The organism is Pseudomonas meliae, from assembly GCF_001400515.1.
Classification (GTDB): Bacteria; Pseudomonadota; Gammaproteobacteria; order Pseudomonadales; family Pseudomonadaceae; genus Aquipseudomonas; species Aquipseudomonas amygdali.
In genome coordinates, this window is sequence record NZ_LJQT01000359.1 from 13,194 (window position 1) to 29,351 (window position 16,158).

General features: G+C 58.2%; 11 protein-coding genes, 2 tRNA genes and 2 pseudogenes. 9 read left to right on the forward strand and 6 right to left on the reverse strand.

The genetic code is table 11. The annotated features are described in order from the left end of the window. The first annotated feature begins 30 nt into the window (after positions 1-30). Together ALO64_RS17070 and ALO64_RS17075 are read left to right on the forward strand one after the other, a co-directional pair. Entirely contained in the window at positions 31-819 is a 789-nt protein-coding gene (locus ALO64_RS17070) for a class II glutamine amidotransferase (protein ID WP_002552615.1), read from the forward strand. A gap of 45 nt (positions 820-864) precedes the next feature. After that, positions 865-1,389, forward strand: coding sequence for a DUF2937 family protein (locus ALO64_RS17075; RefSeq protein WP_005740963.1), 525 nt, complete (start codon positions 865-867; stop codon positions 1,387-1,389). A gap of 61 nt (positions 1,390-1,450) precedes the next feature. Here the strand turns inward: ALO64_RS17075 and ALO64_RS17080 are convergent, their stop codons facing one another. Both ALO64_RS17080 and ALO64_RS17085 read right to left on the reverse strand, forming a co-directional pair. Further along, positions 1,451-2,629: a vWA domain-containing protein gene (locus tag ALO64_RS17080; protein WP_044344567.1), complete on the reverse strand. Its 1,179-nt coding sequence runs from the start codon at positions 2,627-2,629 to the stop codon at positions 1,451-1,453. 39 nt (positions 2,630-2,668) lie between these two features. Then, complete coding sequence (locus ALO64_RS17085; protein WP_044344566.1) at positions 2,669-3,529, reverse strand: AAA family ATPase; 861 nt, start codon at positions 3,527-3,529, stop codon at positions 2,669-2,671. A 205-nt stretch (positions 3,530-3,734) separates the two neighbouring features. On the opposite strand from ALO64_RS17085, the gene ALO64_RS17090 reads away from it, so the two are divergent. Next, a complete protein-coding gene (locus tag ALO64_RS17090; protein ID WP_044344565.1) occupies positions 3,735-3,965 on the forward strand; it encodes a DUF4160 domain-containing protein in 231 nt (76 codons plus the stop codon). Beyond that, positions 3,962-4,450, forward strand: a complete 489-nt coding sequence (locus ALO64_RS17095) for a DUF2442 domain-containing protein (RefSeq protein ID WP_031594859.1) — start codon at positions 3,962-3,964, stop codon at positions 4,448-4,450. The genes ALO64_RS17090 and ALO64_RS17095 overlap by 4 nt, the downstream gene beginning before the upstream one ends. Here the strand turns inward: ALO64_RS17095 and ALO64_RS17100 are convergent. Further along, positions 4,447-5,514, reverse strand: a complete 1,068-nt coding sequence (locus ALO64_RS17100) for a DUF748 domain-containing protein (protein ID WP_002552620.1) — start codon at positions 5,512-5,514, stop codon at positions 4,447-4,449. The genes ALO64_RS17095 and ALO64_RS17100 overlap by 4 nt on opposite strands. A 126-nt stretch (positions 5,515-5,640) precedes the next feature. Here ALO64_RS17100 and cysK point away from each other — a divergent pair, with 126 nt between their 5' ends. Together cysK and ALO64_RS17110 are read left to right on the forward strand one after the other, a co-directional pair. Continuing rightward, entirely contained in the window at positions 5,641-6,615 is a 975-nt protein-coding gene (gene cysK, locus ALO64_RS17105) for a cysteine synthase A (RefSeq protein WP_044344564.1), read from the forward strand. A gap of 177 nt (positions 6,616-6,792) precedes the next feature. After that, a complete protein-coding gene (locus ALO64_RS17110) occupies positions 6,793-7,731 on the forward strand; it encodes an aspartyl/asparaginyl beta-hydroxylase domain-containing protein (RefSeq protein WP_044344563.1) in 939 nt (312 codons plus the stop codon). 55 nt (positions 7,732-7,786) lie between these two features. On the opposite strand, the pseudogene ALO64_RS17115 reads toward ALO64_RS17110, so the two are convergent. Further along, positions 7,787-11,244 (reverse strand): annotated as a pseudogene (locus tag ALO64_RS17115) (hybrid sensor histidine kinase/response regulator). Positions 11,245-11,487: 243 nt separating this feature from the next. Here ALO64_RS17115 and ALO64_RS17120 point away from each other — a divergent pair. Then, positions 11,488-13,362 carry an MFS transporter gene (locus ALO64_RS17120; RefSeq protein WP_044344562.1) on the forward strand — a complete coding sequence of 625 codons (1,875 nt, stop codon included), beginning with the start codon at positions 11,488-11,490 and terminating at the stop codon, positions 13,360-13,362. Positions 13,363-13,459: 97 nt separating this feature from the next. On the opposite strand, the pseudogene ALO64_RS17125 reads toward ALO64_RS17120, so the two are convergent. Both ALO64_RS17125 and rdgC read right to left on the reverse strand, forming a co-directional pair. Next, positions 13,460-14,391: pseudogene (locus tag ALO64_RS17125) on the reverse strand (bile acid:sodium symporter family protein). Positions 14,392-14,481: 90 nt separating this feature from the next. Next, positions 14,482-15,402, reverse strand: coding sequence for a recombination-associated protein RdgC (gene rdgC / locus ALO64_RS17130; protein ID WP_002552626.1), 921 nt, complete (start codon positions 15,400-15,402; stop codon positions 14,482-14,484). Between the two features lie 171 nt (positions 15,403-15,573). Here rdgC and ALO64_RS17135 point away from each other — a divergent pair. Further along, positions 15,574-15,649 (forward strand) — tRNA-Val (locus tag ALO64_RS17135). Between the two features lie 66 nt (positions 15,650-15,715). After that, positions 15,716-15,792 (forward strand) — tRNA-Asp (locus ALO64_RS17140). Positions 15,793-16,158 lie beyond the last annotated feature (366 nt).

Here is a 16,158-nt window from a genome sequence, read left to right on the forward strand (position 1 = left end):
TGCAAAACGTCTTGAAGCGAGAACCTGAGCATGTGTGAACTACTGGGCATGAGCGCCAATGTCCCGACCGACATAGTCTTCAGCTTTACCGGGCTGATGCAGCGTGGCGGGCGTACTGGTCCGCATCGCGATGGCTGGGGCATTGCCTTCTACGAAGGTCGCGGCCTGCGCTTGTTCCAGGACCCCGCAGCCAGCAGTGAATCTGAAGTTGCGCAACTGGTGCAGCGCTATCCGATCAAAAGCGAAGTGGTAATTGGCCATATTCGTCAGGCCAACGTCGGCAAGGTCTGTCTGTCCAACACACATCCTTTCGTGCGTGAACTCTGGGGCCGCAACTGGTGCTTTGCGCACAATGGCCAGCTGGCGGATTTCACCCCCGTTGCCACCTTTTACAGGCCGGTGGGCGATACCGACAGCGAAGCTGCATTCTGCGACCTGCTCAATCGCGTTCGCGAAGCCTTTCCCGAGCCGGTTGAGGTTGAGCAATTACTGCCTTCACTGATCCAGGCCTGCACTGAATATCGTAGTAAAGGCGTGTTCAACTGCCTGTTGAGCGATGGCGACTGGCTGTTTTGCTTTTGCAGTACCAAACTGGTTCAGATCACCCGGCGCGCGCCGTTCGGCCCAGCAAGGTTGAAAGATGTCGACGTGATTGTCGATTTTCAGGCTGAAACAACGCCGCACGACGTGGTGACTGTGATCGCCACCGAGCCATTGACCGAGAACGAAAACTGGAAGCGCTATGAACCGGGCCAGTGGAGCCTGTGGCGCAAGGGTGAGTGCGTGGCGCAAGGCTCGGTCGAGACAGCAGTGCAGTAACAGCGCCTCCACCGGCATACTGGATAAAAAAGAAGAGGGATATTGATGCTGCGAAGTTATCTGCGATTGGTCCTGTTCACCACAGGCCTGCTGTTCGGGGTACAGATCCCCGGATTCATCAGTGATTACAGCAAGCGTGTCGAAGCGCATCTGATCGAGGCGCAACAGGCCGTCAAGGGCTACACCGCTACTGCGCAGCAGTTCTTCAAGGGCGATATACAAGCGCTGATCCAACACTATCGCAGCAGCGAAGACCCGGTTTTCCGAGCCGATGCGGACAACATCGATACGTTGATGAGTCGTACCCATATCCTTGAGCGTCAGTGGCTCGGACTCCAGGGACCGTGGTATTCCAAAGCCCTGTTCGTCGTCACGTCTGCCGATGCGGATATCCGCCGGGAAACGTTCAACGGTTATACGTGGCAAGTCCTGCTGGCCCCCGAAGTCATTGCCTGGGGCATCATCAGTGCATTGCTGCTGGCGCTGGTGATCGAAAGCTTCGTGCTGTTGCTCGGCTGGGTGATCCACGGCGGACGACGCAAGCCGCAACTTGAGCGGGACTGGCGCTGATCGCTGGAGAGGGTAATAACGAGAACGGGCGTTGCGTAGAGTCAGCACGCGCCCGTCATGCTTATTTCGCCAGATGACGCATGCCTTCTTCCAGGCCGCGCAGGGTTAGCGGGTACATCTGTCCTTCAATCAGGTCGCGCACGATATGCGTGGACGTGGTGTAGTCCCAGGCATCCTTGGGGTAGGGATTGATCCAGATGATCTTCTTGAATTTGGCCATGAAGCGCTGCATCCATACATAGCCTGCTTCTTCATTCCAGTGTTCGACGCTGCCACCGGGCTGGGTGATTTCATACGGTGCCATTGAAGCGTCGCCGATGAAAATCACTTTGTAGTCTGCGCCGTACTTGTGCAGCAGGTCTTGAGTGGCGGTCCGCTCCGAGCCGCGGCGCAGGTTGTTCTTCCACACCGATTCGTAGATGAAATTATGGAAGTAGAAATACTCCATATGCTTGAACTCGGTCTTGCAGGCCGAGAACAGCTCTTCGCAGATCTTGACGTGCGCGTCCATCGAACCGCCGATGTCGAACAGCAGCAATAATTTGATGGTGTTGCGCCGCTCAGGGCGCATCTGAATGTTCAGCAGGCCCGCATCGCGAGCGGTGTGATCAATGGTGCCGTCGATGTCCAGTTCATCCGCAGCGCCCTGGCGGGCAAACTTGCGCAGACGGCGCAGGACCACCTTGATGTTGCGCGTACCCAGCTCGACCTGATCGTCCAGGTTTTTATATTCGCGCTGATCCCACACCTTGACTGCCTTGCCCTTGCGTTCCCCTGCGTCGCCGACACGAATGCCTTCAGGGTTATAGCCCCCCGAGCCGAAAGGGCTGGTGCCCCCTGTGCCGATCCATTTGTTGCCACCTGCGTGGCGTTCCTTCTGTTCTTCCAGACGCTTCTTGAATTCCTCGATCAGCTTGTCGAGGCCGCCGAGGGACTGAATCTGCGCGCGTTCCTCGTCACTCAACGAGCGCTCGAACTCTTTGCGCAGCCAGTCTTCGGGGATCAATGCCTGCAAATGATCGTCGAGATTTTCCAGACCTTTGAAATACGCACCGAAGGCCCGGTCGAACTTGTCGAAATGACGCTCGTCCTTGACCAGAATCGTGCGCGCAAGAAAGTAGAACTCATCGATATCGGCAAAGATAACCCGTTGTTTCAGCGCATTGATCAGGTCCAGCAATTCACGCAGAGACACCGGCACTCTGGCCGCGCGCATTTCGTTGAACAGGTTGAGCAGCATGGCTGTCGCCCTTTTACGTAGCGGGGTGGATGAAGGCGCTCAACGGTTGCCGCGGCGGCTCATGAACGCCAGACGCTCCAACAAATGCACATCCTGTTCGTTCTTGACCAGCGCCCCGGCCAGCGGCGGGATCGCCTTGGTCGGGTCGCGCTCACGCAGCACGGCTTCACCGATGTTGTCGGCCATCAGCAGCTTCAGCCAGTCCACCAGCTCGGACGTGGAAGGCTTCTTCTTCAGGCCAGGCACTTTGCGCACGTCGAAGAACACATCCAGCGCTTCACTCACCAGGTCTTTCTTTATGTCCGGGTAATGCATGTCCGGGTAATGCACGTCGACGATGCGTTGCAGCGTGGCACGGTCCGGGAAGGCGATGTAGTGGAAGAAGCAGCGACGCAGGAAGGCGTCCGGCAATTCCTTTTCGTTGTTGGAGGTAATGATGATGATCGGGCGCTTTTTGGCCTTGATCGTTTCATCGATTTCGTAGACGTAGAACTCCATCTTGTCGAGTTCCTGCAACAGGTCGTTGGGGAACTCGATGTCGGCCTTGTCGATCTCGTCGATCAGCAAAATGACCCGCTCATCGGACTCGAAGGCTTCCCAGAGCTTGCCCTTTTTCAGGTAGTTACGTACGTCGTGGACTTTGTCCACGCCCAACTGAGAGTCACGCAGACGGCTGACGGCATCGTATTCGTAAAGGCCCTGATGCGCCTTGGTGGTGGACTTGATGTGCCAGGTGATCAGCTTCGCGCCAAAGGACTCGGCCAGTTGCTCGGCCAGCATGGTCTTGCCGGTGCCGGGCTCGCCCTTGACCAACAGCGGACGCTCCAGCGTGATTGCCGCGTTGACCGCCAGCTTGAGATCGTCAGTGGCGACGTATGCCGGGGTGCCTTCGAACTTCATGATCAATCCTTTTCACGTGGGTAGGCGCAGCCTGTCGGCGCGCACACCGTAACAGGGGCAAGCAATGCCGGAACTATAACGTGGCTTCCGGACGGCTGTGAACGCAGACGCCTCATTCAGTTCTTGAGTGGGGCGTCACGCAGTGACCGGGTCGAAATTGTAACGCTGCTTTTGGTATGGCTAATTTGGCTATACCATACGCTTCATGTCGACTAAATACAGATTCAGGGATAAATACAGGATTCAGTTGAGGGAAAAAGACCACCTGCCGCCGCATGTGCATCTGACCGGTGGTGGTCTGGATGTACTGATTTGCCTTGAGCTCGTAGAGCCCATGCGCGGATATGCCCCGACTGTTGTGCTTAAGGAAGCTCTCGAATGGATACGAATTCACCGCGACGAACTGATGGAGGAGTGGAAACGATGGCATCCATGAAACGACCCCGGCTCAGGGATGTTCAGGCGCAGTCCGGATACCGGCTGGCCCTGACATTCATCGACGATCAACAATTCGTCCTCGACATGAGCGCTGATGTGCAGGCTTTTCCGGGGTTACGACCCCTGATTGCTGCTGAAGCCTTTGCCCACGCCCAAGTGGGCGATGATGGCTGGACGGTTGAATGGCCTGAACTGGATATCCAGATCGGTGCGGATACCCTGTATCTCGACGCTCAGGCTCAAGCTGCCACCGACGAAAACACGCGTATTTTCATCGGGTGGCGTGCCCGCACGGGTTTGCCCTTGGCTAAGGCCGCACAGGCATTGGGTGTCAGCCCTCGCAGCATCACTCGCTACAGCAACTCTCGCGAAGCTACGCCACGTACCCTTGCGCTGGCTTGCCTGGGCTGGGATGCATTGCAGCAACAGGCACATGCCGCCGAGGAGCGGGGTGTTTATTCCGTGGATAAAAAGGACCACTAAGACCCCTTGCTGCTCTCATAACGCGCATTGAATGCCTGCACGAAAGCATTGCGCAGGATCTGCAGAAACGCCTGGAAGCCGCTGATGTCCTGCTGATGGACGCTGCCGCTCAGATCGACACGGGTGGCGAACTGGTTTTCCCGCTGGTTTTTCAATACGGTTTCGCTGGTGCCGACCAGCGCTTCCCAGATCGAGCGGAAAACGCCCTTGTCCTTGTTCTCGACGTCCTGCTGCCAGTTGAACACGTCCACGTTGCGCAGCAGCGGCTTTATATAGCCCTTGAGCTGGCCTTTGTCGGCCTGCGCTTCAATCACCACATCGCCATCGCCGGCGTTGAAATCGAACTTGCCATACGCCGACGAGAAGTCGTTGAGCTTCTTGAGCTGAATGCCGGTGGCGCGCAGTTTGAAGTCGAAATCTTCAAAGTTGCTGAACGGATCGAATCTGGCGGTGCTCTCCAGATCGGCATGGCCCAGCAGACGTGCCTTGCCCTTGAACTCGGCATCGCGGTTGCCTTCCACGTCGACCACGTTGGTCAGGTTATAGATGCTGGCATTGACCTGATCCGCCTCGATTTTTACCTTGGGCGTGGAGTTGAAGTTATTGAACGTGATGCGCCCGTTATCGATGCGCAATTCGTTGAGGGTGATGGGCAGCAGCTTGTCCATCTGGGTACGCCAGTCGGTGCCCTGACCGGTCTGCGAGTTCTGCTTGCTGCCGCCGTCCACGAAGTTGATCTGCGGGTCGGTGAAGAGGGCTTTCGCCACCACTGCATGGTCATACCAGAGTGAATGCCAGCTGACAGCCAGTTCGATCATCGGTGCGTCGAAAAAGGGCACCGGGACCTTGCCATCGGTCTTGACGATCTTCAGTCCCTTGATCCGGTAAGCCCCTCGCCATAGTGCGAGGTCTACGTCGGTGATCTCACCTCGGTAGTCGCCCATGTCGGCCAGTTTGTCGTTCAGATAGTCGCGCACCAGATAGGGCAAGGCGATATTGATCGCGATCAGCAGAACTACCAGAGCGGCCAGGGTCCATAGCGGCCAGCTGTAGCGACGTTTCATGACATGAGTCTCCTGTTTCAATGAGGGATTGACTACGCACGCGGTCATCCGTTCGGTCAGACTGGACGCCCCAGGGCTGGCGGCATAGGCTTTGGGTCTTTAACCGATGTGCACAAGGACACTTTCATGAGCCGTATCTACGCTGATAACGCCCATTCCATCGGTAATACGCCGCTGGTGCAGATCAATCGTATTGCGCCACGCGGTGTCACGATTCTGGCCAAGATCGAGGGGCGTAATCCGGGCTACTCCGTCAAGTGCCGTATCGGCGCCAACATGATCTGGGACGCTGAAAGCAGCGGCAAACTCAAGCCCGGCATGACCATCGTCGAACCGACCTCGGGCAATACCGGGATTGGCCTGGCATTCGTTGCCGCCGCCCGTGGTTACAAATTGATGCTCACCATGCCCGCTTCCATGAGCATAGAACGTCGCAAGGTACTCATGGCGTTGGGTGCCGAACTGGTGTTGACTGAACCGGCAAAGGGGATGAAAGGCGCGATTGCCAAGGCAGAAGAGCTGCTGGCGGGCGATCCGGAAAAATATTTCATGCCCGCACAGTTCGAGAACCCGGCCAACCCGGCCATCCATGAAAAGACTACCGGCCCTGAAATCTGGGCGGACACCGACGGCGCTATCGACGTACTGGTGGCAGGCGTCGGGACTGGCGGGACTATCACCGGTATTTCCCGCTATATCAAGCACTCCGCAGGCAAGCCGATCCTGTCGGTTGCGGTCGAGCCAGACGGTTCGCCGATTATCACCCAGGCGATGGCCGGTGAAGAGATCAAACCCAGCCCGCACAAGATTCAAGGCATCGGTGCCGGTTTCATTCCGAAAAACCTCGATCTGTCGATTGTGGACCGCGTAGAGCGTGTCACCGATGAGGAATCCAAGGCCATGGCGCGGCGCTTGATGCAGGAAGAGGGCATCCTTTGCGGTATCTCTTGCGGAGCAGCCATGGCGGCAGCCGTCCGTCTGGCTGAAAAACCGGAGATGCAGGGCAAGACTATCGTGGTGATCCTGCCTGACTCTGGCGAACGTTACCTGTCCAGCATGCTGTTCAGCGACCTGTTTACCGATCAGGAGCTTTCCCAGTAACACATCTTCGCAAGTGTGCACTTCATGCGGGCAACGCAAGGGTTTATGATGGCCAGCTTACGCGTCACCGGACGATTATCTCTGTTCGTCCGGTGCTTGCGGTCCTTCATTCAGAATCATGCATCAGTACTGCCCGCGTGACGTTTGGCGTTATCTGCCCGCTTCAAGGAGAGCTTCATGACCCTTTCATTTGTTGCCAAGGCATCGATCCTGATGCTGTTTCTGGGCAGCACGCTGTACGTTCATTTGCGCGGTCGGGCCCGGCTGCCCCTGTTGCGGCAGTTCGTCAACCATTCGGCATTGTTCGCGCCTTACAACGCACTGATGTACCTGTTTTCCCGTGTGCCCTCCGAGCCGTATCTGGATCGCAGCAAATTCCCTGAGCTGGATATCCTCAAGGACAACTGGGAAACCATTCGCGACGAAGCCATGCACCTGTTCGATGAAGGCTACATTCGTGCGGACGAGAAGAATAACGACGCCGGTTTCGGCTCGTTCTTCAAGAAGGGCTGGAAGCGTTTTTATCTGAAATGGTATGACAAGGCACTGCCATCTGCCGAAGCGCTGTGCCCGAAGACCGTTGAGCTGGTCAACAGCATTCCCAACGTCAAAGGCGCGATGTTCGCGCTGTTGCCAGGCGGCAGCCACCTCAATCCGCACCGCGATCCGTTCGCCGGTTCCCTGCGTTATCACCTGGGGCTGTCGACGCCGAACTCCGATGACTGCCGGATCTTTGTCGATGGCAAGGAATACGCCTGGCGTGACGGCCAGGACGTGATGTTCGACGAGACCTACGTGCACTGGGTCAAGAATGAAACGCCGCAGACCCGGGTGATTTTGTTCTGTGACGTCGAGCGTCCGCTGACCAACCGCTTCATGACGCGTGTGAACCGCAGCGTCAGTGCGTTTCTGGGCCGCGCAACCGCGCCGCAGAATCTGGACGACGAGCGGGTCGGCGGGATCAATCAGGCGTATGCGTTCAGCAAGCGCTTCAGCGACGGCTTCAGTGGCAAGGTCAAGCAGTTCAAGCGCGCCAACCCCAAGGCTTACCGCGTTTTGCGGCCTGTGCTGGCGGTGGTGGTGCTGACATTGTTGGGCTACTGGTTGTTTGGTTGAGCAACCGCTTTGATCCGGTTGTCCGCGGTCACGGCGAACAACCGTCAGCCCTTTCTCAGTCCAGATTCACATGCCGGCTCAGCAGCGCTCGCAGCGCTGCAGGCTTGACCGGTTTTGGCAGGTAATCGAGTCCTGCTGCGTGCACCTGAGCGATCAACTCCGGACGACCATCGGCGCTGATCAGCATGCCCGGCACTGGTTGCCCCAGGCGTGTTCTTAGCCAGGCCATCAGTTCAGTGCCGGTCTCGCCCTCATCCAGATGGTAATCCACCAACGCAATCTGCGGCCTGACGCCATTGTTCAGCAGTGCTTCGCATTCCTGACGACTGCGAGCGGTCCACACCTGACAACCCCAGCGTGATAGCAGGCTGTTCATGCCGATCAGGATGCTGTCTTCATTGTCGACACACAGCACCTGCGTGCCGTTCAGCGCGGGTCGGCTGACATCCGGCAGCGTGTCGGGCATTGTCGCCGGGGCTGCTGCCAGTGGCACCCGCACGCTGAAAACGCTGCCTTTGCCAAGCCACGAACGCACCTGCAAAGGGTGCTCGAGAATGCGACACAAACCATCGGCAATAGCCAGCCCCAGGCCCAGCCCCTTCGCTGCGTGAGTCTTGTGGCTGTCGAGGCGTTTGAATTCTTCGAAGATCACCTGGCGCTTGTCTTCGGGGATGCCCGGCCCGCGGTCCCAGACCTCAAGGCTCAGGCTGTCGCCGTAACGCCTGACACCCAGCAGAATAGGGCCTTTGGCATAGCGGAAAGCATTGGTCAGGAAGTTTTGCAGGACCCGGCGCAATAGCTTGATGTCGCTGTCGACGCGCAGTGAAGTGCCTCTGACACGAAAATTCAGACCTTGCTCCTGGGCCAGCGCTTTGAATTCGGCGCCCAGGGTGTCAAACAGCGCGTTGAGCGGGAATGGTTGGCGGTCCGGGGTGATCTTGCCGTTTTCCAGGCGCGAGATGTCCAGCAGGTCGCTGATCAGGTCTTCGGCAGAACGCAACGAGCTGTCCAGATGCTGGACCAATTGCTGGGCGTCGCTGGAAATTCCGTCCTGCTGATGCGACAGCGCAGCAGAAAACAGCCTTGCAGCATTCAGCGGCTGCATCAGGTCATGGCTGACGGCGGCCAGAAAGCGGGTTTTCGATTCGTTGGCGGCTTCGGCGGTGCCCTTGGCCTCGGTCAGCGCCTGATTGAGCTGCGACAACTCATGGGTACGTGCGGCGACACGCTGCTCAAGGCTTTCATTGACGCCTTTGAGGGCCTGTTCGGCGGCACGAAACGCGGTGATGTCGGTGAAACTCATGACGAAACCGCCGCCAGGCATCGGATTGCCGATCAGCTCGATCACCTGCCCGTTGGGGAACAGCCGCTCCGAGGTGTGCGCGCGGCCCTGACGCATCCAGTGCAGGCGTCGCGCTACATGCACTTCGACCTCACCCGGCCCGCACAGCCCACGTTCGGCGTTGTAGCGAATGATGTCGGCAATCGGCCGGCCGACGCCAATCAGGCCTTCGGGGTAATTGAACAGCTCGAGGTAGCGGCGATTCCAGGCCACCAGCCTCAAGGACTGATCCACCACACTGATGCCCTGGGTAATGTTTTCGATGGCCCCCTGCAACAGCGCACGGTTGAACTGCAAGACTTCGGACGCTTCGTCGGCGATGCGTACGACGTCTTCCAGCTGCATGTCGCGCCCTTCAATAGCAGCCTTGACCACGGCGCGGGTCGAGGAAGTGCCGAGCACGCCAGCCAGCAGCCGCTCGGTGTGCGCGATCCACTCTCCGTTGGCATTCAAACTGGGGTTGAAACCCTTGCCTTGTCTGTTGGCGAAGCGAATGAAGCTCTGACGCGCCCGGTCTTCACCAACAAAGCGCGCCGAGAGGTTGAGCAGGTCTTCTATCTGGACGGCGAGCAGCGGTCGGCTGAAGTCGCGCCCCTGGGTTTCCTGGCCAATGAAACGACCTGCCTGCCAGTGCTCCGCCACTCGGGTGCGCGACAACATCGACACCCAGGCGAACAGCGTGCAGTTGCCGGCCATCGACAGCACCACGCCCTGAGTCATCGGTGAGATCGGCAGGTCGAACGGATTGCTGTGCAGCCAGGACAGTAGCGGGAAATTGCTCAGCGACCAGCCCATGCCATGCGCCGCGACCGGCAATACTAAGGTGTAGAACCAGATGAAGATCCCCGCCGCCAGGCCTGCAAAGACACCACGCCGGTTAGCCTGCTTCCAGTACAGCGCACCGAACATGGCCGGTGCCAACTGGGTGATCGCGGCGAAGGCAATCTGCCCGATAGTCGCCAGGCTGGCCGTTGAGCCCAGCATCCGGTAGCTGACATAGGCCAGCAGGAGAATCATCACAATGCTGATGCGCCTTACCGAGAGCATCCAGTGACGAAACGCTTCGAACGGCCGCTCGGTGTTTTTGCGCCTTAACAGCCAGGGCAGCAGCATGTCGTTGGATATCATCGTCGACAGCGCCACGCAGGCGACGATCACCATACCGGTTGCCGCCGATGCGCCGCCGATGAAGGCCAGCAGGGCGAGTGACGGGTGAGCGTGCGCCAGTGGCAGACTGATCACGAACGAGTCGGGCAGCATGGACGCGGGCAGCAGCATTTGTCCGGCCAGCGCAATCGGCACGACGAACAATGCCGCCAGTGCCAGATAGGCCGGGAACACCCATTTGGCGAGATTCAGGTCCTGAGGCTCGATGTTTTCGACCACCGTGACGTGAAACTGTCGCGGCAGGCAGACAATCGCCATCATCGCCACACCGGTCTGCACGAACATCGACGGCCAGTTGATCGTGTCTTGCCAGTATTCCTCGAGGCGTGGCGCAAGTTTGGCCTGATTGAACAGGTCGTCGAATCCGTCGTACAGGCCGAACGTGACAAACACGCCGACTGCCATGAACGCGAACAGCTTGAAATAGCCAGCACCATACCGCGATGGTGTTCAGTCACATCCAGATTACGTGCGCCGAAGACGATGGTGAACAACGCCAGAATCAGCGACACCACCAGCGCGGTGTCCTGAGCGCGGGTGCCGGTGGAATCAGCCACGGCACCGATCAGGATATTCACGCCCAGCACGATGCCTTTCAGTTGCAGCGCGATATACGGCAGCATGCCGATCAGGCAAATCAGCGCGACCATGACCGCCAGTGACTGGGACTTGCCGTAGCGTGCCGCGATGAAGTCGGCAATGGAGGTGATGTTCTCCTGCTTGCTGATCAGCACCATCTTCTGCAGCACCCAGGGTGCCAGCACCATCAGCACGATAGGCCCCAGATAAATCGGCAGGAACGACCACAGCTGTTCGGCGGCCTGACCCACCGCACCGAAAAACGTCCAGCTGGTGCAATACACCGCCAGCGACAGGCTGTAGACCCAGGCGCGCATGGTCGGGCGCAGCGATGCGCTGTACCGGTCGCCGTAAAAGGCGATGGCGAACATGATGGCCATATAGGACAAGGCAACGACCGCAATCAGCCCGCTGGACAGCGACATATGAAATTCCACACCGTATCGACAGCGCGCAGTCTCGCACGATGGCCGCGCTTCGTCTTTGTCGACCAAGGTCGAGCGTGGCGGGGTGTCGCAGCTGTTACGCAAACGCTAGTAACGATGAAAAAAGGTGCGGGGTGTTTTGTAAAAAGAAATGTCCTATCGACATTCGGCAGCGTTACGTCTTCAATGTGCCTCGGATTGGCGGCTACGTCAGTTTACCCCAGCCTCTCAGGACCACGGACGATGAGCCAACAGTCACAATTCAGCTTGCTCGGGAAACGCCGTTTCCTGCCGTTTTTCATCACGCAGTCCCTCGGGGCGTTCAATGACAATATTTTCAAGCAGTCATTGATCCTCGCCATCCTCTATAAGCTGAGCATCGACGGGGATCGTTCGATATACGTCAATCTGTGTGCCTTGCTGTTCATCCTGCCGTTTTTCCTGTTCTCGGCGCTGGCCGGGCAGTTCGGCGAGAAGTACCCCAAGGACACGCTGATCCGCATTATCAAGTTCGGCGAGATCGTCATCATGGCGGTCGGGGCTGCGGGCTTTCTGTTCGATCACCTTGAATTGATGCTGGCGGCGCTGTTCGCCATGGGCACGCATTCGGCGCTGTTCGGGCCGGTCAAATATTCGATCCTGCCTCAGCACCTGCGCGAGAGCGAACTGGTCGGCGGCAACGCGCTGGTCGAGATGGGCACCTTTCTGGCGATTCTGGCCGGCACCATCAGTGCTTGCGTGATGATGTCTTCTGCGCACTATGCCTGGGTTGTTGCGGCTGCCATCGTGCTGGTCGCCTGCTTGGGGTTCCTGGCCAGCTTCGGTATCCCGCGCGCCGATGCCGCCTCGCCGGAGATGAAGCTCAACTGGAACATCTTCACCCAGTCATGGGCGACCTTGCGCATGGGGCTGGGGCAAACGCCTGCGGTTTCGCGCTCGATTGTCGGCAACTCGTGGTTCTGGTTCGTGGGGGCGATCTATCTGACGCAGATCCCGGCTTATGCCAAGGAATGGATGTATGGCGACGAAACGGTCGTTACGCTGATCCTGACCGTGTTCTCCATCGGCATCGCGCTGGGCTCGCTGCTTTGCGAGCGGTTATCCGGGCATAAGGTCGAGATCGGGCTGGTGCCGTTTGGCTCGATGGGGCTGACGATTTTCGGTCTGTTGCTGTGGTGGCATTCCGGTGGTTTCCCGCAGAACGTGCAGGCCAACGACTGGCTGGCGGTCCTTTCCTACGGGCAGGGCTGGCTGGTGTTGTTCGATATCCTGGGCATCGGCGTGTTCGGCGGCTTCTATATCGTGCCGTTGTACGCCCTGATCCAGTCGCGAACACCGGTGAAAGAGCGCTCACGGGTCATTGCTGCCAACAACATCCTCAACGCGCTGTTCATGGTGGTTTCGGCGATTGTTTCGATCCTGCTGCTGAGCTTCGCCAAACTGTCGATTCCGCAGCTGTTTCTGGCGGTGTCGCTGATGAACATCGCCGTCAATATCTACATCTTCAAAATCGTCCCCGAGTTCACCATGCGCTTCATGATCTGGCTGCTGGGCCATTCCATGTACCGCGTCGAGCATCGCGATTTGAACCGGATACCAGATGAGGGCGCAGCGCTGCTGGTCTGCAACCATGTGTCCTTTGTCGATGCGTTGCTGATTGCCGGTGCAGTGCGGCGGCCGATCCGTTTTGTTATGTACTACAAGATCTACCAGTTGCCGGTCCTCAACTTTATCTTCCGCACGGCTGGGACCATCCCGATTGCCGGGCGCAACGAGGACCTGGACATCTACGAGCAATCGTTCAAGCGCATCGCTCAGTACCTCGCGGAAGGCGAGCTGGTGTGCATCTTCCCGGAAGGCAAGCTGACCACCGACGGCGAGATCAGCGGCTTCAAGAGCGGCATGAGCCGCATCATTGAGGAAACCCCGGTGCCGGTCATTCCGCTGGCACTACAAGGGTTGTGGGGCAGCTTTTTCAGCCGTGACCCGAGCAAGACCCTGTTCCGTCGCCTCTGGTCGCGTGTGGTGCTGGTCGCGGGTTCGCCCATTGCAGCAGATGTTGCAACGCCGGTGGATGTGCGTGAAGAGGTGAAGGCACTGAGAGGGAAGGTGCAATAAGCGCTCCGCGCTGCATTGGCACGATATGACTACCGTGCCAATGCTCTTAGGCAGGTATTTCGTGACGCTCTGCGTCACCTTCAGGTGCCGCCGCTGATCAAAGGCCCGGCTTGGTTTCTTCCTCCGGCATCTTCCTGAAATACGTCGATAGCAACGCACCGGAAATGTTGTGCCAGACGCTGAACAGCGCGCTCGGCACCGCCGCCAACGGCGAGAAATGTGCGCTGGCCAGTGCAGCGCCCAGGCCGGAGTTCTGCATGCCGACTTCCAGCGCCAGTGACTTGCGTTGCGCCAATGGCAGCTTGAAGGCCTTGCCGGTGAAATAACCCAGCAAAAAGCCGAAGGTGTTATGGAGGATCACCACGGCCATGATCAACAAGCCCGATTCGGCGATTTTCGCCTGGCTGGCGGCAACTACGGCGCAGACGATCATTACGATGCTAACCACCGAGACCAGCGGCAGCACGTCCACGGCGTAGCTGACCCGTGCGCCCAGCAGACGCTGTGCAACCACACCGAGCACGATCGGCAGCATGACCAGTTGCAGAATCGACCAGAACATATCGAGGAAGGACACCGGCAGCCACGCCGACGCCAGTAACCAGATCAGGGTCGGGGTCAGCAGCGGGGCGAGCAGGGTGGTCACCGCCGCGATTGCCACCGCCAGCGCCAGATCACCTTTGGCCAGCCAGGCCATGACGTTGGATGACGTACCGCTCGGGCAGCAGCCGACCAGAATCACACCCACAGCGATTTCCGGCGGCAGTTGAAACACCTGACACAGCAACCAGGTCACACCGGGCATGATTACAAAGTGCGCGACCACACCCAGCGCAACGCGCCACGGGTTTCGCGCCACCTCAGAGAAATCTTCCAGCTTCAAGGTAAGACCCATGCCGAACATGACCAGACCCAGCAGCGGTACGATCCAGCTTTTCAGACCGATAAAGGCCTGCGGGAACAGAAAAGCAGCACCCAATAAGCAAAGGTATTACCGACAAACCGACTCAAGGCTGCCAACGCACGCATGGGGTGCTCCCTCCTGTAAAAAAAACCTGTGTGAAATGAACGCGCCGTCTCACAGGACGGCGCGGTGTTGCAGGCAGCGACGGGCGGGGATCAGATCCCCTGCGGGATTTCCTCGCCGCCCAGCGCGTCGAACAGTTCCGGCAGGAACTCGCCGAAGGTCAACATCATTAGTGTGAAGCTGGCGTCCAGCTGGCCCAGTGCCTCGTCGCCACCGTCCTGTTCCGCCTGATCCTGCAGCAGGTCTTCAAACTTCAGGCGCTTGACCACCAGCTTGTCGTCCAGCACGAACGACAGCTTGTCCTGCCAGGCCAGCGACAGCTGGGTGACGACCTTGCCGGTGTTCAAGTGCAGCTGAATTTCGTCGCTGGTCAGGTCCTGACGCTTGCAACGTACGATGCCGCCGTCTTCGTGGGTGTCGCGCAGTTCGCACTCGTCCAGCACGAAGAAGTTGTCGGCCGCTTTCTGGGTCTTGACCCAGTCGGTCATGGTCGCACTTGGCGAAACCTTGACGGTCAGCGGACGTACCGGCAACGAGCCGATCACTTCACGCAGGGTCGACAGCAGGTCTTCGGCGCGTTTCGGGCTGGAGGCGTTGACCAGAATCAGGCCCTGCTTTGGCGCGATGGCAGCGAAGGTCGCGGAGCGGCGGATAAACGCACGCGGCAGAAAGGCCTGGATGATTTCATCCTTGAGCTGATCACGTTCCTTCTTGTAGACCTTGCGCATCTGCTCGGCTTCGATCTCGTCGACCTTTTCCTTGAGCGCGTCGCGTACAACGCTGCCCGGCAGAATGCGCTCTTCCTTGCGTGCAGCAATCAGCAGGAAGTCCTGGCTGATGTGTACCAATGGAGCGTCCTCGCCCTTGCCGAAAGGAGCGACGAAACCATAGGTGGCCACCTCCTGGCTGGCGCAGGCACGAGCCGGTTTGGTTGCCAGTGCTGTCTCCAGCGCTTCGGCATCGAAAGGCACGTCCTGGGTCAGGCGATAGACAAGCAGGTTTTTGAACCACATGAGGTGAGTCTCTCTTTCTATACAAAGGCGGGCATTATTCGCTCCTCGGCGGCTGCGGCCAACCCTGCACAGAGCGTTTGTAAGCCTTTGGAAGGATTATAAAAATTATTTAAAAAAGTGCTTGCCAGAGTGCAGGTCGCTCCGTAGAATGCGCGCCACACCGAGAGTGAAGGGTGATTAGCTCAGCTGGGAGAGCAGCTGCCTTACAAGCAGCGGGTCGGCGGTTCGATCCCGTCATCACCCACCATCGTTGAGTTTGAAAGCTGAAGTACGAGGGCTTTCAAAGTATCAAAAGGACGCAAGTCCACAATGCGCAGCGGTAGTTCAGTCGGTTAGAATACCGGCCTGTCACGCCGGGGGTCGCGGGTTCGAGTCCCGTCCGCTGCGCCATATTCAGCTTCAAGGCCCTTGAACTCCTTGAAGCAAACAGAAAGCCCGCCTTGTGCGGGCTTTCTGCTTTCTGCTTTCTGCTTTCCTGAAACGATGAAGTCTTCGTTCATTCATCGGGGTGTGACAGGCAGCTACCGAGCCATCCTGGTAACCATACGACCAGGCTATTTCCGCCCAGGCTTTCGACCATGCGCGGGCCATCTGCATCGGCCATGGTTGATTGTTGCAGAGGAGCGCGGTTTTCATGTGATACAACGTTGTGTGCTTCCACGCATCATCAGGTAAGACTTCTTCTTAACCAATGTAAGTTATTTCCTTATTTATTGAAGTTTATGACTTGCTCTTTGTTAAGGAAGCTCCGAGCAA